The organism is Tenacibaculum tangerinum (assembly GCF_029853675.1).
In the GTDB taxonomy this organism is placed as follows: Bacteria; Bacteroidota; Bacteroidia; order Flavobacteriales; family Flavobacteriaceae; genus Polaribacter; species Polaribacter tangerinum_A.
This window is the reverse complement of the sequence record NZ_CP122539.1, coordinates 108638-134414: the sequence shown is the minus strand read 5'-3', so window position 1 is coordinate 134414 and position 25777 is coordinate 108638. Positions and strand designations below refer to the sequence as shown.

General features: G+C 34.9%; 25 protein-coding genes. 8 read left to right on the top strand and 17 right to left on the bottom strand.

Translation table 11 applies throughout. The annotated features are described in order from the left end of the window. Nucleotides 1–439: 439 nt before the first annotated feature. The 5 genes from P8625_RS00565 to P8625_RS00545 all read left to right on the top strand — a co-directional run bounded on the left by P8625_RS00565 (nucleotide 440) and on the right by P8625_RS00545 (nucleotide 6941). Entirely contained in the window at nucleotides 440–2092 is a 1653-nt protein-coding gene (locus P8625_RS00565) for an OstA-like protein (RefSeq protein ID WP_279651562.1), read from the top strand. Between the two features lie 5 nt (nucleotides 2093–2097). After that, nucleotides 2098–3285, top strand: a complete 1188-nt coding sequence (locus tag P8625_RS00560; protein WP_279651561.1) for an aspartate aminotransferase family protein — start codon at nucleotides 2098–2100, stop codon at nucleotides 3283–3285. Between the two features lie 382 nt (nucleotides 3286–3667). Further along, the gene (locus P8625_RS00555) at nucleotides 3668–4279 is read left to right on the top strand and encodes an outer membrane beta-barrel protein (protein WP_279651560.1); all 612 of its coding nucleotides are present in this window, start codon (nucleotides 3668–3670) and stop codon (nucleotides 4277–4279) included. Between the two features lie 100 nt (nucleotides 4280–4379). Continuing rightward, nucleotides 4380–5321 carry an aldo/keto reductase gene (locus tag P8625_RS00550; RefSeq protein ID WP_279651559.1) on the top strand — a complete coding sequence of 314 codons (942 nt, stop codon included), beginning with the start codon at nucleotides 4380–4382 and terminating at the stop codon, nucleotides 5319–5321. Nucleotides 5322–5504: 183 nt separating this feature from the next. Beyond that, a complete protein-coding gene (locus tag P8625_RS00545; RefSeq protein WP_279651558.1) occupies nucleotides 5505–6941 on the top strand; it encodes a hypothetical protein in 1437 nt (478 codons plus the stop codon). Between the two features lie 70 nt (nucleotides 6942–7011). Here the strand turns inward: P8625_RS00545 and cysM are convergent, their stop codons facing one another. The 17 genes from cysM to P8625_RS00460 all read right to left on the bottom strand — a co-directional run bounded on the left by cysM (nucleotide 7012) and on the right by P8625_RS00460 (nucleotide 23179). After that, on the bottom strand, nucleotides 7012–7899 hold the full coding sequence (cysM, locus tag P8625_RS00540) for a cysteine synthase CysM (RefSeq protein WP_279651557.1): 888 nt from the start codon (nucleotides 7897–7899) through the stop codon (nucleotides 7012–7014). Nucleotides 7900–7918: 19 nt separating this feature from the next. Next, nucleotides 7919–8662 (bottom strand): serine O-acetyltransferase EpsC, encoded by a 744-nt coding sequence (gene epsC / locus P8625_RS00535; protein ID WP_279651556.1) that lies wholly within the window; start codon nucleotides 8660–8662, stop codon nucleotides 7919–7921. 20 nt (nucleotides 8663–8682) lie between these two features. Next, a complete protein-coding gene (locus P8625_RS00530; protein ID WP_279651555.1) occupies nucleotides 8683–9018 on the bottom strand; it encodes a 2Fe-2S iron-sulfur cluster-binding family protein in 336 nt (111 codons plus the stop codon). A gap of 136 nt (nucleotides 9019–9154) precedes the next feature. Then, a complete protein-coding gene (locus P8625_RS00525; protein ID WP_279651554.1) occupies nucleotides 9155–10210 on the bottom strand; it encodes an NAD(P)/FAD-dependent oxidoreductase in 1056 nt (351 codons plus the stop codon). 136 nt (nucleotides 10211–10346) lie between these two features. Further along, nucleotides 10347–10922 (bottom strand): precorrin-2 dehydrogenase/sirohydrochlorin ferrochelatase family protein, encoded by a 576-nt coding sequence (locus P8625_RS00520; RefSeq protein WP_279651553.1) that lies wholly within the window; start codon nucleotides 10920–10922, stop codon nucleotides 10347–10349. Continuing rightward, nucleotides 10922–11689: a uroporphyrinogen-III C-methyltransferase gene (cobA, locus tag P8625_RS00515; protein WP_279651552.1), complete on the bottom strand. Its 768-nt coding sequence runs from the start codon at nucleotides 11687–11689 to the stop codon at nucleotides 10922–10924. Before cobA ends, P8625_RS00520 begins: the two co-directional genes overlap by 1 nt. Nucleotides 11690–11702: 13 nt before the next feature. After that, nucleotides 11703–13805, bottom strand: coding sequence for a HEPN domain-containing protein (locus P8625_RS00510; RefSeq protein ID WP_279651551.1), 2103 nt, complete (start codon nucleotides 13803–13805; stop codon nucleotides 11703–11705). A 174-nt stretch (nucleotides 13806–13979) separates the two neighbouring features. Continuing rightward, nucleotides 13980–15227, bottom strand: coding sequence for a sulfate adenylyltransferase subunit 1 (locus tag P8625_RS00505; protein WP_279651550.1), 1248 nt, complete (start codon nucleotides 15225–15227; stop codon nucleotides 13980–13982). A gap of 100 nt (nucleotides 15228–15327) precedes the next feature. After that, entirely contained in the window at nucleotides 15328–16233 is a 906-nt protein-coding gene (gene cysD, locus P8625_RS00500; RefSeq protein WP_279651549.1) for a sulfate adenylyltransferase subunit CysD, read from the bottom strand. A 12-nt stretch (nucleotides 16234–16245) separates the two neighbouring features. Continuing rightward, the gene (locus P8625_RS00495; protein WP_279652979.1) at nucleotides 16246–16854 is read right to left on the bottom strand and encodes a phosphoadenosine phosphosulfate reductase domain-containing protein; all 609 of its coding nucleotides are present in this window, start codon (nucleotides 16852–16854) and stop codon (nucleotides 16246–16248) included. 11 nt (nucleotides 16855–16865) lie between these two features. Further along, complete coding sequence (locus P8625_RS00490; RefSeq protein ID WP_279651548.1) at nucleotides 16866–17120, bottom strand: DUF2061 domain-containing protein; 255 nt, start codon at nucleotides 17118–17120, stop codon at nucleotides 16866–16868. Between the two features lie 117 nt (nucleotides 17121–17237). After that, nucleotides 17238–17645: an RrF2 family transcriptional regulator gene (locus P8625_RS00485; RefSeq protein WP_279651547.1), complete on the bottom strand. Its 408-nt coding sequence runs from the start codon at nucleotides 17643–17645 to the stop codon at nucleotides 17238–17240. 389 nt (nucleotides 17646–18034) lie between these two features. Next, on the bottom strand, nucleotides 18035–20173 hold the full coding sequence (locus tag P8625_RS00480) for a xanthine dehydrogenase family protein molybdopterin-binding subunit (RefSeq protein WP_322790500.1): 2139 nt from the start codon (nucleotides 20171–20173) through the stop codon (nucleotides 18035–18037). 91 nt (nucleotides 20174–20264) lie between these two features. Continuing rightward, nucleotides 20265–20726 (bottom strand): (2Fe-2S)-binding protein, encoded by a 462-nt coding sequence (locus tag P8625_RS00475; protein ID WP_279651546.1) that lies wholly within the window; start codon nucleotides 20724–20726, stop codon nucleotides 20265–20267. A gap of 116 nt (nucleotides 20727–20842) precedes the next feature. Further along, nucleotides 20843–21223, bottom strand: a complete 381-nt coding sequence (locus P8625_RS00470; protein ID WP_279651545.1) for a glyoxalase — start codon at nucleotides 21221–21223, stop codon at nucleotides 20843–20845. Beyond that, entirely contained in the window at nucleotides 21210–22163 is a 954-nt protein-coding gene (locus tag P8625_RS00465) for a phosphoribosylaminoimidazolesuccinocarboxamide synthase (protein ID WP_279651544.1), read from the bottom strand. The genes P8625_RS00470 and P8625_RS00465 overlap by 14 nt, the downstream gene beginning before the upstream one ends. A 62-nt stretch (nucleotides 22164–22225) precedes the next feature. Then, nucleotides 22226–23179 carry a PhoH family protein gene (locus tag P8625_RS00460; RefSeq protein ID WP_279651543.1) on the bottom strand — a complete coding sequence of 318 codons (954 nt, stop codon included), beginning with the start codon at nucleotides 23177–23179 and terminating at the stop codon, nucleotides 22226–22228. A gap of 119 nt (nucleotides 23180–23298) precedes the next feature. Between P8625_RS00460 and P8625_RS00455 the strand changes: the two genes are divergently transcribed. The 3 genes from P8625_RS00455 to P8625_RS00445 are packed head-to-tail and all read left to right on the top strand — an operon-like array spanning nucleotide 23299 to nucleotide 25773. After that, nucleotides 23299–24159, top strand: coding sequence for an SAM hydrolase/SAM-dependent halogenase family protein (locus P8625_RS00455; RefSeq protein WP_279651542.1), 861 nt, complete (start codon nucleotides 23299–23301; stop codon nucleotides 24157–24159). Nucleotides 24160–24164: 5 nt separating this feature from the next. Beyond that, on the top strand, nucleotides 24165–24461 hold the full coding sequence (locus P8625_RS00450) for a putative quinol monooxygenase (protein WP_279651541.1): 297 nt from the start codon (nucleotides 24165–24167) through the stop codon (nucleotides 24459–24461). A gap of 31 nt (nucleotides 24462–24492) precedes the next feature. Beyond that, nucleotides 24493–25773 carry an IPT/TIG domain-containing protein gene (locus tag P8625_RS00445; protein ID WP_279651540.1) on the top strand — a complete coding sequence of 427 codons (1281 nt, stop codon included), beginning with the start codon at nucleotides 24493–24495 and terminating at the stop codon, nucleotides 25771–25773. The last annotated feature ends 4 nt before the right edge of the window (nucleotides 25774–25777 follow it).

Sequence of the window (25777 nt, the reverse complement as noted above, 5' to 3'; positions counted from 1 at the left end):
TCAATAAAAAAAGGGTTATGAAAGACAGGGAAGTCAACTTACTAATACAAAAAACTACTTTGGATATTTTAATGTTCTTATCCCCCTTGATTATTGCTTTTGTCCTAAACCTTTTTTTTAAATCCTCTTCTTTTTTATTTACCCTTTTTGTGGCCATTTTTCCACTAATAGCAGTAGCATTTTTGTATCAAAACTTATATTTTAGTAAAAAAATGGTAAAATTCGTTTTACGATTCCTTGTTTATATCTTCACCTTCTTATACTTATTTATTTTTACTTCATTACCGCTTTGGGGAAAGCTATTTTATTTTTTGGGAGCTTATATACATATTTATTTTTATTCTAAATTAATAGATAAAATGGATCGAACTATTTTATAATAACCTTAATAAATTTAGTAGTTACTTTTCATTATTTTTGTACACTAAATCGTATTATTTTGAAAAAACTATTGTTACTAATTTTTATAGTATTCTCTGTTGTCAGTTTTTCTCAAACAAAAAAAATTAAAATACTTTCTACTGAATTAAGTACTGCCGATGAAAGCAAGTATCCTGGGGCTACCATACTGATAGGAAAAGTTAAAATGTCGCATGAGGGAGCTACGTTAGATTGTAAGCGAGCATTGTTTTATAAAAACGAAAATTTGTTTAAAGCCATCGGTGAAGTCATTGTAGAACAAGGAGATAGTATTATTCAATACAGTGATTTTGCTACGTATAACGGAAACACCAAGAAAGCAAAGTCTTGGGGAAATGTAGAAATAAACGACAAAGAAATGACGCTAAAAACAGATACGCTTCATTTTGATAGAATTAATCAAGTACTCTACTATCCTAGCGGTGGAACTATTCGCGATACTAAAAACACTCTTAAAAGTGTTAAAGGGACTTATTTTTTGAAGGAAAAAAAGTTTACGGCAAAATCTAAAGTAACCGTTGTGAACCCTGAGAACCACTTAGATTCTGATCGTTTAGATTATTACACCAATACAAAACTCGCTTATTTATACGGACCAAGTACCATTACCAATTTAAAAGATAGTACTAAAATATATTCTGAAAGAGGATTTTACGATACCAACACCGATATTTCTTATTTTGTAAAAAAGGCAAAGTTATTCTTAAAAGAGCGAACCGTTTCTGCTGATAGCTTATACTATGATAAGCGTAATGGTTTTGCTTCTGCTACGAACAATATAAAAGTGGTAGATACCGTTCAGAATATGGTAGCAAAAGGAAACTACGCAGAGTTGTACGAGCATAAAGATTCGTTGTTTATTATTAAAAGAGCTGTTGCTATTTCTGTTTTTGAAAAAGATTCTATGCATGTAGCAGGCGATAAAATTTTACTTACAGGAAAACCAGAAAAACGCATTGTACGTATTTTTAATAATGTAAAAATATTCAAATCTGATTTGCAAGGGAAATGCGATTCTATTCATACCAGTCAGGAAACAGGATTAACTCGAATGTTTAACAATCCTGTTTTATGGTCAAATAACAGCCAGATAACTGGTGACAGTATCCAACTACTTACAAATAAAGAAAACAACAAACTAGACTCCCTAAAAGTACTGCAAAATGCGTTTATGATTCAACAAGATTCCATACATATAGATAATTTTAATCAAATTAAAGGTCGAGATATTTTTGGAAAATTTGAGAACGATGATTTACGAACCATGATGGTAAAAGGAAATGCCGAGTCATTGTACTACAATAATAATGAAGATACTCATAAACTCGAAACCATTACCAAAGAAATTGCGAGCGATATCGAATTTATTTTAGAAGATGGAGAAATCTCACAAACTACATATTTTAAAAAATCAGAAGGAAAAACCTATCCTCCTTCTGAATTTCCTTCCGAAGAGAAAAAATTCAAAGGGTTCTTATGGCGTGGAGAAGAGCAACCGAAAACAGTAGAGGATATCTTTATAAAAGATGTCGATTCTACTACTACCGATTCGAAAACAAAAAAAGAACCTAATGCCGTTAAAAAAGCTCGGAAAAAATTTCTTGATGAAACATCAAAAAAGAATAAAAAGCAACTAATGCCCATAGAACCTAACATAAAAGAATTAAGATAGTTTCTGTGAAAGATGATTTTTTAAAATATCAAGGACAAACGACACCACATCCTTTAGCTATTGAGATATCACACGCTAAAGGAAGTTATATTTACGACAGTGAAGGAAAAGCTATGCTAGACTTTGTTGCAGGAGTTTCTGCGAATAGTTTAGGTCACAATCATCCCAAAGTAAACGAGGCTATAAAAAATCAATTAACTCAGTATACACACGTAATGGTATATGGAGAATTCATCCAAAAACCACAGCTTGCATTATGCAAAGCTTTAGCAGCAATCTTACCGTCTAGCCTATCGTCTGTGTATTTAGTAAACTCAGGTACCGAAGCTACCGAAGGAGCGCTGAAATTAGCCAAACGTTATACAGGAAGAAGTGAAATTATTGCTGCTAAAAATGCCTATCACGGAAACACGCAAGGTGCGATGAGTGTTTGTGGTGCAGAGCAACAAAATAGAGCTTTTCGTCCACTAATTCCAGGAACTAAGTTTATTGAATTTAATAACGAATCTCATCTAAAAAAAATAACGTCTAAAACGGCAGGTGTCATTTTAGAAACCATTCAAGGAGGTGCGGGCTTTATTGAACCTAGAAACAATTATTTGATAAAAGTAAAACAACGTTGTGAAGAAGTGGGTGCCTTGTTGATTTTAGACGAAATTCAATCGGGAATAGGACGTACAGGTACCTTTTGGGGATTTGAAAATTACAACGTTACGCCAGATATTATTGTTACGGGTAAAGGTTTAGGCGGTGGCATGCCGATCGGAGCTTTTATAGCCTCTTTTGAAGTGATGAATTGTTTAAAAGAGCATCCAAAGTTAGGACATATAACTACGTTTGGTGGGCACCCTGTGATTGCCAGTGCTGGATTAGCTACGGTACAAGAAATTGTTACTTCTAACTTGATGGAAGAAGCTTTAAGGAAAGAAACATTAATCCGTAATAAATTTAAACATCACTCTGTAGTTAAAGAAATTAGAGGTAAAGGGTTGATGTTAGCACTATTGCTAGACACTCCTGAAGCTGCCTCTCAAGTTATTTTAAACTGTTTAGAAAAAGGATTGATTTTGTTTTGGTTACTTTTTGAAGGTAGAGCGATTCGTATCACTCCTCCACTCACTATTTCTGACGAAGAGCTAGAAAAAGGCTGCAACCTAATTTTAGGTGAATTGGATAAATTATCGTATTTATAAATTACCGCTGTGTGTTTTTACTAAAAAATCCTTCTTTCTACACCAACATGATTTCTAAAGTATTATTATTATGACGGGTTGCTTTTTAGTAGCCTCGTTAATCAAAATAATTTTGCCATTCAAAAATAATTCTATAACTATAATTACATTTGCTTGACATTTTTTTCTATTATCTCGAATCGAAAATTATACGAAGGAATTATTCGTAAATTGTATAAAAAACACAAAAATTTCACTGTTTTGTTATTTTTAGTAGGTGAAACGAGAAAATAGTTTGTTAAATATCAAAACAATATTAAAAAAACAGTATTTAACTCACGTATAAAAATATCAACAAGTGAAATTAAAGTATTAAATTTAACCTGTAAATAACAAAAATTCTATGAGAAGTTTTCTTTGTATTGGACTATTTTTTATCAGTTCATTAAGTATTGGTCAAATAAGAGAGAAAGGAACTATTGAATTAACTCCTATTATTGGGTACAGCGCTTCTTATCATATCCATTCTTTTGTATTTGCCTCACCTCCTGTTCCAGGAATTCAGTTAGGAGTTTATGGAAATTATTTTTTAAACGAACGATGGAGCTTACGCTCGGGTTTGCTATATCAAAAAATGGGAACTGAAAAAATAGATTTTTCAATTTTAAAAGATGACTATTCTGAAAAGACAAATTACATTACGTTACCCGTAACCATTAATTACCATTTTGGTGGCAAAAGAAATTGGTATGCTAACAATGGAATTTTTATGGGAATATTAACAAGTGCAGAAGCTAATTACAATGATGGAAATGGATTCGTTGACATAAAAGACACAACAAATCCAATTCAAATCGGAATAAGTAACGGAATAGGCTATAAATTTAAAATCTCCCCTAAATTTATAGTTGCAATTGACAATTCAAATATGGTAGGGTTAACAAAGACAAACAAAGAAAGAATAGGAGTTAACTTTTATGTGAGTTTGAATTTGGGAGTTGTATTTAAAATTTAAGGAAATATAGAATTAAATATTGATACAATAAGACAAAAACTAGCAAGTAAATTTCATTGTAAAACACCACAAAAATTTCAACTATTTAATATAAATCAACATGAAGTACAGAAAATATAGTAAAAACTCTGTAGCTATTTCTGAAATAGGACTTGGAGCTTGGCAATTAGGACAAAATTCTGGTTGGAAAAGCATGACAGAAAATGAAGCTATTAATCTCGTTCATAAATCGCTAGATTTAGGCGTAAACTTTTTTGATACCGCTCCGAATTATGGGCATGGTACTGGAGAGGAACGTTTGGGGAAAGCTCTTCAAGGGAAAGACAGAAGCAACCTGGTAATCAATACAAAATTTGGTCATACACATACAGGGACTTTGAACTTTAATTCTAATTATATTAGAGAGTCGTTAGAAGGTAGTTTAAGAAGACTTCAAGTCGATTATGTTGATTCACTTATTATTCATAACCCTCCTTCTGAATATTTTGATGGAAATAAAAACGACCATTATGAAATACTAGAGAGATTAATTGAGGAAGGAAAAATTAAAGCCTATGGTGCTTCTTTAGATACCTATGAAGATTTAAAGCTGTTAATAGATACGACAAATTCAAAAGTGATTGAGGCGTTTTTTAATATTTTTCATCAAGATACCCTGCAAGGTTTTGAAATTGCAAAAAACAACGATGTGGGTATTATTGCTAAAATCCCACTAGATTCTGGTTGGTTAACGGGTAAGTACAACTCTAAAAGTACGTTTACCGATATTCGAAGTAGATGGTCTAAAGAAGATATTCAAACAAGAGCTCGTTTAGTTAACAAGGTTACATCTATAATTGGAAAAGAAGAGAATCTAGCACAATTTGCCATTGCATTTTGTTTGGCGTACGATGCCGTGTCTACAGTTATTCCTGGTAGTCTGACCATCAAACAACTCGAAGGTAATGTACAAAGTACAACTATTTCTATTTCACAAAAGCTAAAAGAAGAACTGGAAAATTTCTACCAATCGGAAGTTAAAAATCTTCACCTTCCTTGGTAACTAATCAATCAAAAAACAGTGTAAATTAAACTGTAACCGACAGCTATATTTTATACTGAACAAATAATTAATTGATTCAAGCTATTTTGAAAAAGTATCTTTTAAAAGAAAAACCATTTTTTTTAATTACTTTTGATAAAAAATTAGCGAAATCACTCAAAAACAAATTAATAAATAAAAGTTATGATAAAAAAAATTCTAATTATCATCTTAATAGTTCCAACCATAACCTTTGCTCAAAAAATCAAAATAAAAAAAGAAGTAATTACGTTTGATAAAAAAGAAGTTGCTAAAGTTAATACAGACCTTCGTGATAATTATTTGTTTTCTACCCTTTCTGGGGAAAAAGCTTTTGATGTAGTTTTTAAAGGTGTTTCTGCTTCAAATACTGAAGGTTTTCAATGGTTAGAAATAACTTCAGCCAATGGTAAAAAAACAGAAATTCCTTACGAGGTTTTAATGACATCATTTAATTCAACAAAACTAATAATTAAACTTCTCAGTGCTAAATATGGTTTAATTACTTCTGAAGGTATTGATATGGATAAAGTAGCTGCATTTTTTGCAGAAGATCGTGAAATATTGAGCGAAAAGTATACAAAAATAGCTATTAAAGCAAAAGAAGAACAGTCTAAACGTCAAGCAAAAATTGGTATTTATAACCCGTTTGTAAAAGATGATGGAACAATTCTTTTTGGAGGTTCTACAGGGACAAAAATTATGGGTTATGTTTTCTACGGAAATAACTCTTATAGTATTATAGACTTAGATAAGATTTTAGTTGGTTCTGCAACTGGATGTACCACATGCACAACTGTTAAAGTAAAAACATTTACAAACGAAGAATTCGACTATGACTATGGTTCGAAGACTATGATGACTGGTCGTTTTTCAAGATCTTTTGCTCAAATTTTTGTTGAGGAAATGTTAGGTAGAAACTATAAACTTGGACGTGAGGCTAAAACCTATTACGAAAAATTGCATCAAGAGAAAATAAAAATTGCTAAAGAAAATAGTATAAATCTTTATGGTGTTCCTGGTTATGTTATTGATAAGGATGGTAAAAAATATAGTGGATTGATTTATGTTATATTTGAAAAACTAAAATTGGATCCAACACAACAAGAAAATGATTTGATAGATATGAATTCTATTGACAAATTTGGAAAATTTGTAAGTATTAAATATAAAAATAATAAAGGGAAATTGCGTACAAAACGTTTTGCTGCAAGAAATAATATTTTGTTTGGCGCAATTGATAATGATGTAGAAAAAGTATTTTTAGGAATGAAAACAAAAGGTAACTCCTTTAAAAAGTTTTCAAATGCAACAAATCTTGGTTTTGATAATTCTTATTTCTACAAAATAGAATATAGTAATAATGAAAATAACATGGTTTTATCAAAGCCAGGCGAACCAGAAAGATTTATAGTAAAGTTAGCAAATAATCAAGTAGGTTTTATGATTGATAATCGTAGTAATGATAAACTTTCGAAGGCTTTATCTAAATATATAAGCGACTGTAAATCTCTTTCTGAAAATATCAAAAATCAAGAATTTGATTTGAGTAATTTTGAAAACTTAAAAAACATTGTAGATGAATACAGCACTTGTAAATGATTTTAAAATATAAAGTTCACGCTAAATTAACACTAATTAAAGATTCCCGCCTTTGCGGGAATCCTAATTTTTATTGAAACAAATCTGATGATAAATAGCGGTCTCCTCTATCGCAAATAATGGCTACAATTACCCCTTTATCAATATTTTTTGCTGTTTTTAGTGCTGCATGTACTGCTCCTCCACTACTCATTCCTGCAAAAATCCCTTCTTCTTTAGCAAGTCTTCTTGTCATATTTTTGGCATCGTTTTCGTCTAGCTCAACGATTTGATCTACCTTACTTTTGTTAAAGAATTTTGGCTGATAGGCTGGTGTCCATTTACGAATTCCTGGAATTTTTGCTCCGTCTTTGGGCTGTGCTCCTATAATTTGTACTTCAGGGTTTTGTTCTTTTAAATAGGTAGAAACTCCCATAATGGTTCCGGTAGTTCCCATAGCTGATACAAAATGAGTTACTTCACCTTCTGTATCGTTCCAGATTTCGGGACCTGTGGTTTTATAGTGTGCCTTCCAGTTATCGGTATTTTCAAACTGATTTAGCATAAAATACCCTTTCTTGTAGCGTAATTCCATCGCTACATCTCTAGAGCCTTCGATACCTTTTGCTGCATCTGTTAAAATAACCTCAGCTCCGTAAGCACGCATCGTTTTTACACGTTCTTCCGTAGCATTTTCTGGCATGACTAATACCATGTTTACATCTAACACTTTTGCCATGAGTGCTAAGGCGATTCCTGTATTTCCACTAGTGGCTTCAACTAAATAGTCTCCATGACGGATATTCTTTCTTTTAATAGCTTCCGAAATCATGTTAAAAGCTGCTCTGTCTTTTACACTTCCGCCAGGGTTATTTCCTTCTAATTTTAACAATAGTTTTACGCCTTCTTTTTGAAAAATGTTTGAAACTTCTATAAGTGGTGTATTTCCTATACTGTTTATAATTGTTTTGGTTTTCATGGTTGATTCTTCACCTACATTATCTAACGTAGGATTTTCTAGTGGTTATTTTATTTTCTGACTCATAGGTTACTATAGATCCTTGAGGAACAGAGGTAGTTACGCAAACGTTGGCGCCTATTACACTATCGCTACCTATCACTACATCTCCTCCTAAGATTGTTGCATTGGCATAAATGGTTACATTATTTTCAATCGTTGGGTGTCTTTTAGTAGATGCCAATTCTTTTTTAACTTGAATTCCTCCTAAAGTAACTCCTTGATAAATCTTTACATTTTCTTTAATTACGGTGGTTTCTCCAATCACAATTCCTGTGGCGTGGTCTATAAAAAATGAATTCCCAATAACTGCTCCTGGATGAATGTCTGTTCCAGTTAATCCGTGTGCATATTCACTCATCATTCTTGGTAAAATCGGAATTTCCATTTTGTACAATTCATGACTCAATCGATATACGGCAATAGCATGAAACCCGGGATAGGCTAAATACACTTCTCCTAAGCTTTTACAAGCTGGGTCGGTTTTTTCAAATGCTTGGGCATCTAAATCTAACTTTTCTCGTATTTCACAAAATGTTTGTTGATACACTTGCCATACTTCCGAAGGATTTTCAACAAAAAGACCATTTAAAATTTTTACGAATTTTTCTTTTAAATGTTCTGCTTTTTCTTGGCATACATCTTTAAACAATGCATAAAATAATTGCTTTGTAAAGTTTTCTACCTCGTCTTTTAATGATAAATCGTATTGTTTGAATTCCATGTACTTTTTTTCAAAAATAACTAACTTTCGGGAGCTAATTCAATTTCTAACCCTTCTAATTCAGGAATTATTTGAATTTGGCATCCTAATCGACTATTTTCTGCTACATAAAACGCTTCTGCAAGCATTGCCTCTTCATCATCGTTCATTTCTGGTAATTTATGATTCGATTTTACGTAGCATTGACAAGAGGCACACATTGCCATTCCTCCACAGATTCCAAAAGTTCCTTCAGGAGCTAGTTCGTATGACCGAACCAATTCCATTAAGTTCATTGCCATATCTGTCGGAGCCACTACCTCGTGCATTACACCTTCACGGTCTGTTATTTTTATATTGATGTCTTGGTTCTTCATTGGTCACAATTTTTTAAAGGAATCAGTAGTTAGGCAGGCCATTATAGTTGAGTTGGTGAAGGATTTCTTACATAAAATTTGTAATTACAACGAACTTATATGCCAAACTCCTAACTACTTTCATCCTAATTCCCCATTATTGAATTGCTTTTACTACCGCTTTCGGCGCTTCTTTTCTTGTTCCGTCGAAACCTTCTACACCGCCAACCGTGGTATACTTCATTACATATTTTTTATTTGGATGGATACGTTTGTAAGCACTCTGACACATGAGTGTTGCTTCGTGGAATCCACACAAAATCAATTTTAATTTTCCTGGATAGGTATTCACATCTCCAATAGCATAAATTCCATCTACATTGGTTTGGTAATCTAAGGCATTGTTTACTTTAATGGCATTCTTTTCAATTTCTAATCCCCAATTCGCAATCGGTCCTAATTTAGGAGCCAATCCAAATAGTGGAATGAAGTGGTCGGCATCTATCATATAAGGCTCCTTCCCCTTCTCTTCTATCACAACTCCTGTTACTTGGTTTTCTCCTACTATTGCTTTAACCTCAGCAGGGGTAATTAAATTGATTTTTCCTAAATTCTTTAATTCTTGAACTTTTTCAACAGAATCTAACGCTCCTCGAAACTCATTTCTTCGGTGAATTAGGGTGACTGATTTTGCAACGTCGGTTAAGAAAATAGACCAATCTAAAGCAGAGTCTCCTCCTCCAGCAATAACCACATCTTTATCACGATAGATTTCTGGTTCTTTAATCATGTAGGCGACTCCTTTATCTTCAAAATCAGTAATGTTAGGAATCGGTGGTTTTCGTGGTTCAAAACTCCCCAGTCCTCCTGCAATGGCTACCACAGGTGCTTGGTGTTTGGTTCCTTTATTGGTCGTTACGATAAATGTTCCGTCGTCTTGTTTTTCGATGGTATCAGCACGTTCGCCCAAAGTAAATCCGGGTTCAAACTGCTTGATTTGTTCCATCAAATTCGTTGTTAGGTCGCCTGCTAAAATCTCTGGATAGGCTGGAATATCGTAAATGGGCTTTTTCGGATAAATTTCTGAGCATTGCCCTCCTGGTTGGGGTAAAGCATCAATTAGATGACATCGTAATTTTAACAATCCTGCTTCAAAAACGGTAAATAGTCCTGTAGGTCCTGCTCCAATAATTAATATATCTGTTTGTATCATGTTCTCTTTATTTGTCACTTCGACTGCGCTCAGTGACCTCTTTCTATTTGATAAATTTATAGTTACTTCATTTTTATCTATCTTGAGCCTTTCGACTTCGCTCAAGATAAACTTAGTCGAAAGATTCGCAATGACGTTACTTTACTAAACTTTCTGTTAGCTTATTTAATGTTGCTACTTTTTGTTCAAAATTTCCTTTAATGGTTTTTCTATAATCGTTTAAATTTTGCACGAATTGATTAATGTCTTCTGGAATTACTTCTTCAAAAAACTGACGTAATCTCTTAGCGGTTGTGGGTGATTTTCCATTGGTTGAAATCGCTATTTTTACATTTCCTTTGGTTACAATACCGCCCATATAAAAATCGCAATACGGTGGATTATCCGCTACGTTTACCAATTTGTTTTGATTTTTACAATCTTTATACACCTGTATATTTACTTCAGGAACATCTGTTGTCGCAATCACCAAATGTTTTCCTTTTAAATAGGTTTTGTTATAGCTATCTATTACCATTTTCACGTTTGCTTTTTTAGCAATAGCTACGGTTTCTTCTCTGAAAAAAGTGGCTACCATGGTTACCTTGGCATCTGGGCTCGACTTTACTAAAAATCGTAATTTTTCTTCTGCTACAAAACCTCCGCCAACTAGTAATACTTCCAAAGTTGCTGTTTTTAAAAAGATAGGATATAAGTTGTTTCTTTCTTCCATTATACCACTTCTTTTAAAGCTACTTCTTGTTGCACTTGTAACAATTGTTGTCTGTGGTTTACAACGCTTCCTAATACAATGATGGCTGGATTGCTTAAATTATTCTTTGCTACGAGTTCTTCTATCGTATCTACGGTACCAATTCCTATTTTTTCTTCAGGAGTCGTTCCGTTTTGAATAATCGCTACTGGTAACTCGTTCTTTCCTTCCTGCTTAAAAAGCTGTATGATTTCTGAAAGTTTCCCCATTCCCATTAAAATAACCACGGTTGCACTCGATTGTGCAGCTAAGACAACATCGTTAGATAATTGGTGCTGTTTCGTTGTTCCTGTAATGACCCAAAAACTTTCTGAATTGCCTCTTTTTGTTAACGGAATATTCTGATATGCTGGTACTGCTAACGATGAAGAAATTCCTGGCACTACAGCAACTTCTAATCCGTGTTTTGCTGCGTATTCCATTTCTTCTGCTCCTCTGCCAAAAATGAAAGGGTCGCCTCCTTTTAAGCGTACTACATGCCCGTGAGAGAATCCTCTCGCCACAATCAATTCGTTGATTTGTTCTTGTTGGTAACGATAGCATCCTCTGCGTTTTCCTACAAAAATTACTTCTGCCTTCGGATTTACATACCCTAACAGTTCGTTGTTTACCAACGCATCGTACAATACCACATTAGCTTGTTGTAATGCTTTGATGGCTTTTAAGGTAATTAAATCAGCATCTCCTGGTCCTGCCCCTACTACGGTTAACTTCGGTTGATTTTTCATTAAACTCTCTTTTTTAAATTGCCACTGCTACTTTTCGATACGCATCAATGGTTTTGTAAAACGATGTGGCTTCTTCTAAATACTTTTTTGCAAAAGCTTCCGTAGGTTGATTCTTATTAATTTGATAAATCAATTCTGCAAATGAACTTTTTAATTCTATTTTATGAGTTGCTACAAACAATTCATCAAAATTGGCAATGATTCCTGCTTGGGTATTGGTTTTTGCTCCTTCTGCTGTTAACAAGGCTTTAGCCGTGTTTACCATCGCTGCATAGGCATGATAAATACTATCTGACCACTGTTTGCTATGCAAGGCTTGGGTTGCGCTTTCTAACTTTTCTTCGCTTTCAAACAGTAAGGTTGCTACTAAGTCTATCACCACACCAGCACATTCCCCTATTCCTATGGCTTTCACATAGTTTTTATCGTGTCCCCAATCAATAAAGTCGTCTTCTGTTAAATTGTTGGTGTCTGATAGTTCTTTTAACAACTCATAGAAATAGGTTTTTCCTTGTCTGTCGTAATAGCTTAAGAAGTCTTCATTTTCTTGTTTGTGTTCTTCAAAATCGTTTAACAGAATTCGTAAGGATGTTGGTCCTCTTTTGCTTGGTATTTTTATCAACTTATCGGCAAAACGTCCATTTCCGCCACCTAAAACTCCTCCTCCCACTAATACTTGTAAGGCTGGTGCTAACAATTTTCCTACTTTTATAGACATTCCTTGAAAACCGATATGTGCCATATTGTGTTGTCCACAAGCATTCATACATCCACTAATTTTAATGGTGATGTCTTTGTTATTTGCATACTGTGGATATTCTGCTTTTAACACACGTTCTAACTCTGCTGCAATTCCTGTACTACTGGCAATACCCAAATTACAGGTATCTGTACCTGGGCATGCAGTGATATCATTCAAACTATTGTATCCTGCTTCTGCAAAATCTAATTTTTGTAATTCTGTATAGAAAAATGGTAGAAACTCCTCTCTTACGTGACGAATCAAGATATTTTGACGTAGCGTAAAACGTAACTCGTTTGCTCCATACTTCTTAATTAAATCGGCTAACAAACGTGCTTTATCGGTATAAAAATCTCCTAAATGTACTTTGATACCTACGGCATACAATCCTTCTTGCTTTTGTTTGAAAACATTGGTTGTTTTCCAGTTTTGATACGCTTCTTCATCTTTTACTACTACAGATGGAACTTCGTTGGTTTCAAAAACAATGTCTTGTTCAAAATTGGTAGTAGCTATCGGATAGGTTTTATAGGCTAGTGCTGCTCTTTCTGCTGCTACTAATTCTAAGAAAGCAGCTACACCTATGTCTTTTACCAAGAATTTTAAACGGGCTTTGGCTCTTTTAGCACGCTCTCCGTAACGGTCGAATACACGCAATACACCTTCAATCGTAGGAATTAGCAATTCGGCTTCTAAAAATTCATAAATTACATCGGCATGGCGCGGTTGTGAACCCAATCCGCCAGCTAACAATACTTTAAATCCTTTTACTTCGTTACCATCAATTGTTTTCGTTTTAGCGATAAACCCTAAATCGTGAATAAAACTCAATGCGGTGTCTTCTTCTGAAGTAGAAAAAGACATTTTGAATTTTCTTCCCATTTCTTGACAGATGGGATTGCGCAAGAAAAACTGGAAAGTAGCATGTGCATACGGGGTAACATCGAAGGGTTCTTTGGGGTCGATTCCTGCCGTTTCTGATGCTGTAACATTACGTACCGCATTACCACAGGCTTCTCGCAAGGTAATATCGTCTTTTTCTAACTGTGCCCATAACTCGGGGGTTCTGTCTAAACTTACATGATGAATTTGAATATCTTGACGGGTCGTAATGTGTAAACGACCTCTTGAATATTCATCAGAAACATCCGCTATTCTGTGTAATTGTTCACTCGTAACTTTACCGTAGGGTAATTTGATACGAATCATTTGTACACCAAATTGGCGTTGCCCGTAAATTCCTCTGGCTAAACGTAAACTTCTAAAACGTTCTTCATCTATTTTTCCTTCGTTAAACAAACGTATTTTACGTTCTAACTCTAGGATATCCTTTTCTACTAAAGGGTTTTCTATTTCTGATCTAAAACTTTGCATCTGTTTTTACTCCTTGTGTGCTTGCAAAAGCGTTGTTATTGGTTGTAGAGAACTCTTATCTTACTAAAAATTGTTCTTCGGTTTCTGTATGTGTGGCATCTGGTACAAAACAGTTTACTGTACATACTGCTGCAGCTCCTTTATATTCGTTTGTGGTGATTATTGCCATCCTTTTTACTTTATAAAACCAACTCCTGAGGTTGTATTGGTTTTAGGGTTGATGATGATAAAGGCTCCGTTTGCTTTGTTTTCTTTGTACGAATCGACACATAAAGGCTTGCTAACTTTTAAACGTATCTCTCCTATTTCATTGAGCGATAATTGAGAAGGGTCTTTTTGTACACCAGAAAAATCGGTGTGAACAACTGTTTTTAACTCCGTTATTTTTGCCTGTGCATCATTTACTCCATGTTTGATATAATATTTTTGAGAAGCTTGCAAGGGTGTTTTATCCATCCAACAAATGGTAGCTTCTAACTGTTTTACCACAGCAGGTTCTTCTCCTGTTTTTACCAACATATCTCCTCTGCTTACATTTACATCGTCTTCTAACGTAATATTTACAGAACTTCCTCTTTTTGCTCTTGTATATTCTTTATCAAAAAACTGAATACTTTTGATAGTAGATTTTGTTGCTGATGGAAGTACGGTTACGACATCACCCACGGCTAAATCTCCTCCATACAATTTCCCAGCATAGCCTCTAAAATCATGATACTCCTCTGTTTTTGGGCGGATGACTGTTTGTACAGGAAAACGTGCTTGCAGTTCTTCTTGTTCTTCTTTGTCCCCTAAGTTTTCAAGGTAGCTTAGTAGCGTTTCTCCTGTATACCAAGGGGTATTTTCTGAAGGTTTTACCACATTGTCTCCTTTCAAAGCAGAAAGAGGTATGAAGGTGATATGTTGATTTTGATAGTCACTTTTCTTCGCTAAATATGCTATTTCTCCTTTTATTTGGTTGAATTTTTCTTCTGAAAAATTGACCAAATCCATTTTATTTACTGCTATTATCACGTCTTTTACTCTCAATAAATTATTGATAAAAAAATGACGATAGGTTTGCTCTACAACTCCGTTTCTGGCGTCTACTAAAATGATAGAAGTTTGCGAGTTTGAGGCTCCAGTAACCATATTTCGAGTATATTCTATATGCCCTGGGGTATCGGCTATGATAAAACTTGTTTTTGGTGTCGAAAAATAAATATGGGCTACATCAATAGTAATTCCTTGTTCGCGTTCTGCTACCAACCCATCGGTGGCTAAAGAAAAGTCTAAGTAGTCAAACCCACGTTGCCTACTTTTTTCTCTAATAGCTTCTAATTTATCTTGGGTTAATGATTTTGTGTCATATAATATTCGCCCTATGAGTGTACTCTTTCCGTCATCTACACTTCCTGCTGTTGCTATTTTTACTACGTTCATTTTTATGCTTTTCGCAATTGGCTATTAGCTCCCATTGCTTAGTTTATATTATTGAGTTTTATACTGCTAACAGCCAAAGGCTAATAGCTATAATCTATCTTTAAAAATATCCTTGTTGTTTGCGTTTCTCCATCGCTGCTTCCGAGCGTTTATCGTCAATTCTGGCTCCTCTTTCTGAGATGGTAGATTCTCTAATTTCATCTACTACCGTATCAATATCTATTGCGTCAGACAATACTGCTGCGGTACAACTCATGTCTCCTACGGTTCTGAATCGTACCCAACGTTCTTGTACTTCTTCTTGCTCTTCTCTATATACCACTTCATCATTTGCTGACCAAATGAGTCCGTCTCTAATAAAAGTGGCTCTTTTATGCGCAAAATAGATGGATGGAATTTGAATTTGTTCTTGTTGTATATACGACCATACATCTAACTCTGTCCAATTAGAAATTGGAAAAACACGCACATTTTGTCCTAAATCGATTCTTCCGTTCAACATATCGAACAATTCTGGGCGCTGGTTTTTTTCATCCCATTGTCCGAAATCATCTCGTACTGAAAAAATACGTTCTTTAGCTCTTGCTTTTTCTTCGTCTCTACGCGCTCCACCGATACATGCATCGAAACCAAATTCTTCAATGGCATCTAATAACGTTTCGGTTTGTAGCATGTTTCGGCTTGCGTATTTCCCTGTTTCTTCTTTTACTTTACCAGCATCAATATTGTCTTGTACTTGACGAACAAGTAGCTCAACACCCAATTCTTCTACCAAACGGTCTCTAAATTCAATCGTTTCAGGGAAGTTATGTCCTGTATCGATATGCAATAATGGGAATGGTATTTTTGCCGGATAAAATGCTTTCTGAGCGAGTCGCACCAGTGTTATGCTATCTTTTCCTCCAGAAAATAACAATACTGGTTTTTCAAATTGCGCAACTACTTCTCTTAAAATATATATGGCTTCGCTTTCTAAAGCTCCTACTTGTATCGTTTCTGTATTCATCTTCTTATTCTTTTAACTATGTAAACCACATTCTCTGTTACTTTCTACTTTTGTGGGGTCGAAATATGTAAACTCGTTAGGTAATTGATGTTCTTCTAAATAAGCATCTAATTCCGCATCTGACCAATGGTAAAACGGACTCACTTTTAACACTCCATCTTTGCTCATTGAAACGATATCAATGCTATCTCTAAATGCGGTTTGTCCTTTTCGTAAGTTTGTAAACCAAACATCTGGTTGGTGTTCATTCATCGCTCTTTTAAATGGCTCTAGCTTTACTTGCTCTGTAAAAACAGCGTGTTTCGGATCGTCTATTGTTGGTAAACCCAATGTGATATTTCTGTGCGCCACTGTTTGTTTGGGTACGTACAACTGAATGTTTAACTGTAATTTTTCAATTAACTCTTCAGCGTGTTTATAGGTTTGCGGAGTGTTGTAACCAGTATCGCACCAAATAACTGGTATCTCTCTTTTTACTGATGCTGTTGCACGTAAAATGGCTCCTTCGTAGGGTCGAAAGTTTGTGGTTACTACCGCTTTGTTGGCTTGTAGCAATGCCCAAACGATTATCTCTTTTGGAGATTGATGTTCTAATGTTGCGTTTACTGCTTCTAAATTCATTGTGTGTATACTCATTTTTTGCCCCATTTAATATTGTTCCAAAGTCTTTCGTGAAAAAAATACAAGAGCATTTTTGTTACCAATTCTATCGCTCCAATTGAAAAAGCTGTGGTTACTTGCCCAGTAATTATCCATGATATTAGTATGGTGTCTATAGTTCCTACTACTCTCCAACTTATCGATTTTACGATGCTTCTTACTGGTTTTTCAGATAGCTTATCTACGTTATAATTTGCTTTATTTTCTACTATTTGTTCTATAATCATTTTTAAAACACCTTTACCCTATAGGAATACTAGGTTTTAAGTTGACAAATATACATAGGCTTTTCAATTATGCAAGAAAAAAGGAAAAATTTATTTGAATTTTACAATTTGTTCATACTAAACTAAGTCTGCAAGTGTATTATTTCGAAGTACCTGAAGGGTATTGTCTCGAACTTGAATCATGAGTTTGTGTACTGCACATGCTTCTTCATCAGGACAGTCGTCGCATTTTTCATAATAGTTTAGGCTAACACAAGGTACCATAGCAATGGGTCCTTCGAGAGTTCTAATAACATCGGTCATTATAATTTCACTGGCTGGTTTTAGCAAATAGTAGCCTCCGCCCTTCCCTTTTTTTGCTCCTAAAATTCCTGATTTTCGTAAGGTAAGTAAGATACTTTCTAAAAATTTATGAGAAATATTTTCTTGCTCTGAAATGGTTGCTATTTGCACCATACTGCCCTTTTCCTGTTTTGCAATAAAAGTAAGCGCCTTAATTCCGTATTTTGTTTTCTTAGAAAGCATGTTACAAAGATATAGGTTTTATTGATTAGCTATTTAAAAAGTTAGATTAACTCTTTCTTATACGATTAACGAATGATTTTTTCGTGTAACGTCAGTTCGAGTGATTTTGAAGAATGGTAATGATTCAAAAATTATACTTCGACTAGGCTCAGCAGAGCTATCCAGCCCCATGCTATCACTTCTCGATACAAAATTACTTTCATTTCATTCAACTAATTTTACTCGAAGAGACAACAGACCTAAATACGAAATAAGAAACCATAAATCGTAAAGATTATCTACAAATAATAACTGAGTTATTTGCTTGCTCTTTTACCTGAAATATATACAAAAAATTTCATGACAAACCTTCGTTCATCATGAAATTAATGTTACTTACATTGTTGATTTTATGCCAAAATATTTGATTCTAATTCTTCTGCAAAAGGTTGTTTGTACAGTCTCTTACCCAAGGCTTTGTGTATGGCATTGGCAACGGCTCCACCTGCTGGTGGCAATCCAGGTTCTCCTAAACCTGTTGGTGACAATTCGTTTTGCACAAAGTGTACTTCTACCTTAGGGGTTTCGTTCATTCTAATAAGTCTATAATTATCGAAGTTTCTACTTGAAGGCTTACCTCCTTCAAAAGTTAAGTTTCCGTACATGGCATGTCCGATACCATCAATAACGCCTCCTTGTACTTGATTGATGGCTCCTGTTGGATTTACCACAATACCGCAGTCTACCGCGGCCACAACTTTCGTAACTACTGGAACTCCATCTTTCAATACAACCTCAGCGACTTCTGCGACATGCGTATTGTGACTGTAATAGGCAGAAAACCCTTGATACACTCCTTCTTTTGCTTTGTTCCAGTTTCCTTTTTCAGCTGCCAAACGTATAACGTCTTGCATTCTTTTTCCTGAATACTGTATTTTTTCGTCTGTGGTATCTTTTACATTTTCGAGCAAGTCTAAACGCAACTGCACTGGGTCTTGATTTAATGCTGCGGCTAATTCGTCAAAAAACGACTGCTCTGCATACCCCAAAAAGTTGGTATAGGGTGCTCTCCAGGCTCCCGTTGTAATATTACTTTTATAGTTTGCTGTAGAAACTTTGTAATTAGGAATGCAGCCTGCTGGAAAGAAATGTGGAATCAATCCGTACATATTATCGTTGATTGCTGCTTCTTTTAAATGATATCCTGTTATTTTTCCATCTTTGATGGCGGCTGCAATTCTGTATTTAATTGCAGGGCGGTAAATACCACTGGTTACATCTTCTTCTCTAGTAGAAACCATTTTGATGGGTTTCTTAATTTTATCGGATATTTCTAGGGCTTCATACACAAAATCTCCGTATAATCTTCTTCCAAATCCGCCTCCCATCCGTGTCATTTCTACATGCACCTGCGCTAAATCACGACCTAACATTTCTGCAGCAACTTGAGCTGCATATTCTGGTGTTTGTACCGGACCTACTAAATGCACTTTGTCGGAGGTTATGTTTGCAAAAAAGTTCATAGGTTCCATACAGCTATGTGGCAAGAAAGGTGAATGGTAGGTACGTTCTATAACTTTATCAGCTTCTGCAAATGCTTTGGTTACATTTCCATCTTCTCGTCTTACAGTAAGTGTATCTCCATCTAATAAACTGAGTAATTTTTCATCATGAAATTCTGTGCTTTCTAACTCTGAGTTTGCTTTCCAAGTAGCTTTTATTGCTCTTGCTCCTTTAATCGCCGCCCAAGTATTTTTAGCAATTACAACCACTTTATCTGATGTAGACAGTTTGAACGTCCAGTTATTTTTACCAGATTCGATAAAGTTTCTCGCCTTTTCTCCAATGGTAATAACATCGATTACTCCAGATACATTTTTTGCTTCGGCAGCATCAAAAGAGTCTAATATTTCTCCAAAAGATGGTGGTCTTACCACTGCGGCATATACCATTCCTTCTTCTTTGTAATCGAGTCCGAAAAGTGGTTTCCCAGTAACTATTTTATCCAAATCAACATTGGTTGCATTTTGTCCTATGATAGAAAATTCTGAAGGCTTTTTTAGAGTGACATTTTCTGGAATTTCGAGAGTTGCTGCTTCTTTTACTACCTCTCCATACCCTAACTTCTCTCCCTTCTTATTGGTGATGATTCCTTTAGAAGCTGCACAATCGGCTGCCTCTACGCCCCATTTTACGGCTGCAGCATTGATTAACATTTGCTTGGTTGTGGCTCCTGTTTCTCTCAAGGCTGTCCATCCTTGTCGAATTGACTGACTTCCTCCCGCTAATTGGCGTGTGTAATTTTTGGTATCTAACGGGGCTTGTACCACGTGTACTTTATCCCATTCGACATCGAGTTCTTCGGCAATTACCATGGGCATCGACGTTTTTACTCCCTGTCCTATTTCAGGATTGGGTGAATAAATCGTTACATACCCTTCTTCTGATATTTTTATAAATGCGTTAAAATCATTAAAGTTTAAGTTTTCTACATCAATAGAGGGCTTTACATTGGGTTTACAGGCTGTAAATAAGTTAAACCCAATCATAATACCACCGCCAGCTAATGCAGAGGTTCTTAAAAAAATTTCTTCTGCTAAACGTAAAGCTTTTTTCTTGTGTACTCATAGTTGAAAGTTTTTAAGACATTTTATCCGCAGCGATAGCCACTGCTTTTTCTATTCTGTTGTAAGAAGCGCAACGGCATAAGTTTCCTTGCATTGCTACTCTAATTTCTTCTTCTGTAGGGTTGGGATTTTCTTTTAAAAAGGCGGCAGCTGTCATAATTTGACCTGCCTGACAGTATCCACACTGAGGTGCATCAACTTCTTTCCAAGCTTCTTGTAACGGATGGTTTCCTTCGGAAGACAAACCTTCAATGGTCGTAATTTCTTCGTTTTCTAACATAGATACTTGCAGTTGACAACTTCTCACAGCAGCTCCGTCTACATGAACAGTACAGGCTCCGCATTGTGCAATTCCACAACCGAATTTCGTACCTACCATATTAAGTTCATCTCGAAGCACCCATAACAAAGGTGTATCAGCATCTGCAGTAAAAGACACTGATTTTCCGTTAATTTTTAAAGTATAATTTGGCATTTCTAGGTGTTTTTTTGTCTTGTGTAAGTTACAAAAAATATACTAGTCTATCACTAATCTGATTTTTCAAGGAATTTTATAATGTTCCAAAAAAAAAGCAACGGTAAACGTTGCTTTTATCTTAACTTTTTGATTTCATGAGCACTATCGATAATCCGCTTTTTTGCCATACCCATGATTCGCTTATTAAACTCGTTCTTTTTAGGTTGGTATATTTCAAACTCTTCATCGGTAAACATGCCTATAACGAGTCCGATAACTTGATTGCGCAAACTTATATCTTTTGATAAGGATGCATTTACGTGTTCTTGAAAGCGTTCTTCACTCATATTTTCAACCTTCCATTTTTGTTGCTGCATGCTTGTAAAATACAACTTTAGCAACAGGGAATGTTGTAACTTTAGTATGGGCCTGAGTGTTTCATTTTGAAAGCGTTCATCGGCAGTATTCGACGACACTTCTAAAATTGGACGAATACTCAGTTTAGGGTCTTTCATGTAAGTAGTTCAATATATTCTTTTCAATACGAGTGAGCACATTTTCGGTGTTGGCTTTTACAAAATTTTCTCCTATGATTTGCTCGTACAACTCAATATATCTATTAGAGATTTCATTGACTTTCTCATCGGTCATTTCAGGAATTTCTTGTCCGTCTTTTCCTTGAAATCCGTTTTCAATCAACCACTGACGTACAAATTCTTTCGAAAGTTGCTTTTGCTTTTCTCCTTTTTCTTGACGTTCGGCATATCCATCCGCATAAAAATAGCGAGAAGAATCGGGAGTGTGAATTTCATCAATCAATACAATCTTACCGTCTTTGGTTTTTCCGAACTCGTATTTGGTATCTACTAAAATCAATCCTCTTTTTGCTGCTAGCTCAGTGCCTCTTTGAAATAACTTTCTGGTGTAATCTTCTAATACTACATAGTCTTCTTCAGAAACAATTCCTTTTGCCAAAATGTCTTCACGAGAAATGTCTTCGTCATGCTCTCCGTTAGCTGCTTTGGTAGATGGTGTTATAATCGGTTTTGGAAACTGATCGTTTTCTTTCATTCCTTCTGGCATTGCCACCCCACAGAGTGTTCTTTTTCCCGCTGCATATTCACGAGCGGCGTGCCCTGACATATAGCCACGGATAACCATTTCTACTTTAAAAGGTTTGCACAAATGCCCCACGGCTACATTCTCATCTGGATTGGCAGCCAACCAATTGGGAACGATATCTGCCGTATCGTTCATCATTTTCGTAGCAATTTGGTTTAAAATTTGTCCTTTAAAAGGAATTTGACGTGGTAAAATAACATCGAAAGCAGAAAGCCTGTCTGAGGCAATCATAACCAATAACTCGTCGTTGATATTATAAACTTCACGAACTTTTCCTTTGTAGACTTCTTTTTGACCAGGAAAATGGAAGTTTGTTTCGTTAATTGTATTCATTGTATGTTGTTGTGTTGTGTCGCACAAAAGTAAACTAATCACTAAATACTGACAACTAAAAACTATTCGGTTTCAATACTTTTATAGGCTGAAATAATTTTCTTAACCAATCGGTGACGAATCACATCTTTATCATCTAAATACACCTGTGCAATTCCGTCGATATCTTTTAACGCCAATAACGATTCTTTGAGTCCCGACACTTGTCTGCGTGGTAAATCAATCTGACCTGGGTCGCCCGTAATAATAAACTTTGCGTGCATTCCCATACGGGTTAAGAACATTTTCATTTGTGCATGCGTGGTATTTTGTGCTTCATCTAAAATTACAAACGCATTGTCTAAGGTACGCCCGCGCATAAAGGCTAAAGGTGCTATTTGTATGACGCCTTTTTCTAAATAGGATTCTAGTTTTTCATGGGGTATCATATCGCGTAGGGCATCGTATAAAGGTTGCATATACGGGTCTAACTTTTCTTTTAAATCTCCTGGCAGAAACCCCAAATTTTCACCCGATTCTACTGCGGGCCTTGTGAGTATGATTCGCTTTACCTCCTTTTCTTTTAAGGCTTTTACAGCCAATGCCACTGCTGTATATGTTTTTCCTGTTCCTGCGGGTCCTACCGCAAATAGCATATCGTTCTTCTGCATTAACTCCACCATTTTACGCTGGTTGGCTGTTTGCGCTTTGATGAGTTTTCCGCTTACCCCGTGTACCAATACATCTTTTGTGTTACCTGCTTTACGGATTTCTTCTTCTTTTCCTGTTGATGTTAAAATACGTTCAATACTATTTTCATCTAGCTTATTGTACCTGTTAAAGTATTTGATAAGCATTTCTAATCGCTTTTCAAATTCATCTAAAAGGTCTGGTTCTCCAAAAATCTTTAATTTATTTCCTCTGGCTACAATTTTTATTTTAGGAAAGAATGTTTTTAACTGCGCTATTGTACTGTTCTGTGCACCGAAAAAATCGTTTGGGTTGATTTCTGTTAATTCAATGATACGTTCGTTCAAATGATAAAAGTTTTAAGATTATTCACACTAAAAATAATGATTATTTTTATCGAATTACGTAGTTTTGTTTAAAATTTCGGCATAATTTTTCACAAATTAATTAACAAACACCTAACGTAATGTCTTTGATTACATTAACTACTGATTTTGGAACGAAAGACCACTTTGTAGGTGCTGTAAAAGGAGCTATTTACTCTGAACTTCCTGATGCTAAGATTGTAGATATTACGCACGAAATTTCTCCTTTTAACATTACAGAAACGGCGTATATTTTAAAAAACGCGTACAAAAGTTTTCCTGAAAAAACAATTCATGTAATTGGTGTAGATTCTGAATTAAGTGTGGATAATAAGCACATTGCTTTAGAACTCGACAATCATTATTTTATTTGTCCTGATAACGGATTAATTTCTATGATTGCCTCTGAAATTAAGCCTACTAAAATTGTCGAAATCAATATTCACGATCGTATAGAGAGTAGTTTTCCTGTGTTGGACGTTTTTGTTCAGGTGGCGTCTCATATTTCTCGTGGTGGTAGTTTAAGTGTCATTGGTAGAGAGGTTGACACTTATAAAAATATTGTTGAAATTAAGCCGAAAGTGAACGAGCAACAAACTATTATTGCAGGCGGCGTTATTTATATTGATAACTACGGAAATGTAATTACCAACATTAGTAAAAAACAATTCAATGCCATAGGAAAGGGTCGTGATTATAAAGTAACGGCAAGGCGCTACACGTTTTCTAAAATTTACAACCGATATAACGAGATTGTTGATTTTTCGGTGACTGATAAACAACAGTACGACGGAGAAAAGTTAGCCATTTTTAATTCTGCTGGTTTTTTAGAGATTGCTATTTACCGAAGCAATTTAGAAACCGTAGGCGGTGCTTCTACCCTACTTGGTTTGGAGTATCGCGATACCATTACTGTAGAGTTTGAAAATCCGATAAAACCAGAATTTACCCCTATAAATTAAAAGGTATGTTTGTACGAATTGTAAAAATGAGCTTTCAGCCCGAAAAAGTCGACACATTTTTAAACAACTTCAACACGAAAAAAGAATTTATACGAAATTCTCCTGGTTGTCGTTTATTAGAGTTGTATAGAGACAAGACAAATCCGAATATATTTTTTACCTATAGTTATTGGGAAACGGAACAAGATTTAGAAAACTATAGAAACTCGGAACTATTTAAAAGTGTTTGGGCACAAACCAAAGTATTATTTAATGATAAACCTTTAGCTTGGAGCGTGGATAAACTAGCGTCACTTACTTAACTTAAATGTAAACTTTAAATCGTAACTAATTATGAAAACAGAAATTCTCTTAGTACTAATTATTTTCAATCTTATTTCTTCTTCTTGCAGTAATGGCGATGCTGAAAGTGAAATCACGCCAACTCCACCGCCAGTTTTAAAACCTGAGATAGAGTCTTTATCATCGAACTTTATTATAGAGGGGCAAACACTTGTTATTAAAGGATTAAATTTTAAGAGTAATGAAAGTAAAACTACTGTAATTATTAATAATAAAAGTTATGATATAACTCCTACAGCTAACGAAATTTCTATCAAGATAAACGCAGAAATGGGAGTAGAAAAGAGTTCTTTAAACGTTCAAGTAGGAGCACAAAAAAGTACTACTGAGTATTTTTTTATTATGCCTAAAAAATGGCACAAAATAGAGACTCAATTAGAAATATTAAAAGCATTTATTTTTGATGACACCAATGAAATAACGTTACTAGAGGATACCGATGCATCCTCAAATTCGTACTATGGAGCTATTTTAAAATTAAAAACTTCTGAAAATGGCTATTTACCAGAAAGTCTGAACATACCCGGTGGAAACAAAAGCGATTTAAAAATGTACAATAGTCAAACCGGAGTTGCTGCTTCATCCATTACAGGCTATTTTACTTCTGATGGATTTCAAAACTCAACTGCTTTTGGTAGCTTTTTAGATACTGATGCATATGTAGACGATGTTAAAATAGTTTATGTCGATGAAACCTCTTCTATAATAGTAAATTGTTGCGCTGATTATATGTACACTAATGATAAAGGAATTACATTTGAGTATTCTAGCGTATGGAAAGAACTTAGTATGGGCAATAATATAAGATTTTGGTCTTCTAATAAGTTAAGTGATGGCTATTTTTATGGTGCTGGATTAAACGCAGAAAAAAGTCCGAATGCGAATTTAATTTTAAAATCTGCTGACGGAATTTCTAATTGGGAAATTCTTGACGATGTTACTACGCCTTATAGCATAGGAAGTGATCTTAAAATGTTGGATACAGATTTATTTTTACAAGTGTTTCATGCTGATAAACAATTACAGAAAAGTAATGATTTAGCAAAAACATGGGTGGTTGTTAGAAGCGATGTTGAAAAAGTATTCACACAAAATAAAACGAATTGGTATGTACTTAGTGTAGATAGTAAATTGTACAGTACGAATGATTCTGGAAATACCTGGAAACTTGAATTAGAACTTCCTTCTGATTCAAAAATAAATCACATGTCCTTTTCTGAAAATAAAATTTTACTCTCAGGTGATAACCTATTATATATAAAACACCTATAAATTT

Coding starts and splice junctions, on each gene's coding strand:
- P8625_RS00555 (WP_279651560.1), top strand. CDS start 3,668: ATGAGAAGTTTTCTTTGTATTGGACTATTTTTTATCAGTTCATTAAGT.
- P8625_RS00550 (WP_279651559.1), top strand. CDS start 4,380: ATGAAGTACAGAAAATATAGTAAAAACTCTGTAGCTATTTCTGAAATA.
- P8625_RS00545 (WP_279651558.1), top strand. CDS start 5,505: ATGATAAAAAAAATTCTAATTATCATCTTAATAGTTCCAACCATAACC.
- cysM (WP_279651557.1), bottom strand. CDS start 7,899: ATGAAAACCAAAACAATTATAAACAGTATAGGAAATACACCACTTATA.
- epsC (WP_279651556.1), bottom strand. CDS start 8,662: ATGGAATTCAAACAATACGATTTATCATTAAAAGACGAGGTAGAAAAC.
- P8625_RS00530 (WP_279651555.1), bottom strand. CDS start 9,018: ATGAAGAACCAAGACATCAATATAAAAATAACAGACCGTGAAGGTGTA.
- P8625_RS00525 (WP_279651554.1), bottom strand. CDS start 10,210: ATGATACAAACAGATATATTAATTATTGGAGCAGGACCTACAGGACTA.
- P8625_RS00520 (WP_279651553.1), bottom strand. CDS start 10,922: ATGGAAGAAAGAAACAACTTATATCCTATCTTTTTAAAAACAGCAACT.
- cobA (WP_279651552.1), bottom strand. CDS start 11,689: ATGAAAAATCAACCGAAGTTAACCGTAGTAGGGGCAGGACCAGGAGAT.
- P8625_RS00510 (WP_279651551.1), bottom strand. CDS start 13,805: ATGCAAAGTTTTAGATCAGAAATAGAAAACCCTTTAGTAGAAAAGGAT.
- P8625_RS00505 (WP_279651550.1), bottom strand. CDS start 15,227: ATGAACGTAGTAAAAATAGCAACAGCAGGAAGTGTAGATGACGGAAAG.
- cysD (WP_279651549.1), bottom strand. CDS start 16,233: ATGAATACAGAAACGATACAAGTAGGAGCTTTAGAAAGCGAAGCCATA.
- P8625_RS00495 (WP_279652979.1), bottom strand. CDS start 16,854: ATGAATTTAGAAGCAGTAAACGCAACATTAGAACATCAATCTCCAAAA.
- P8625_RS00490 (WP_279651548.1), bottom strand. CDS start 17,120: ATGATTATAGAACAAATAGTAGAAAATAAAGCAAATTATAACGTAGAT.
- P8625_RS00485 (WP_279651547.1), bottom strand. CDS start 17,645: ATGCTTTCTAAGAAAACAAAATACGGAATTAAGGCGCTTACTTTTATT.
- P8625_RS00480 (WP_322790500.1), bottom strand. CDS start 20,173: ATGATTGGGTTTAACTTATTTACAGCCTGTAAACCCAATGTAAAGCCC.
- P8625_RS00475 (WP_279651546.1), bottom strand. CDS start 20,726: ATGCCAAATTATACTTTAAAAATTAACGGAAAATCAGTGTCTTTTACT.
- P8625_RS00470 (WP_279651545.1), bottom strand. CDS start 21,223: ATGAAAGACCCTAAACTGAGTATTCGTCCAATTTTAGAAGTGTCGTCG.
- P8625_RS00465 (WP_279651544.1), bottom strand. CDS start 22,163: ATGAATACAATTAACGAAACAAACTTCCATTTTCCTGGTCAAAAAGAA.
- P8625_RS00455 (WP_279651542.1), top strand. CDS start 23,299: ATGTCTTTGATTACATTAACTACTGATTTTGGAACGAAAGACCACTTT.
- P8625_RS00450 (WP_279651541.1), top strand. CDS start 24,165: ATGTTTGTACGAATTGTAAAAATGAGCTTTCAGCCCGAAAAAGTCGAC.
- P8625_RS00445 (WP_279651540.1), top strand. CDS start 24,493: ATGAAAACAGAAATTCTCTTAGTACTAATTATTTTCAATCTTATTTCT.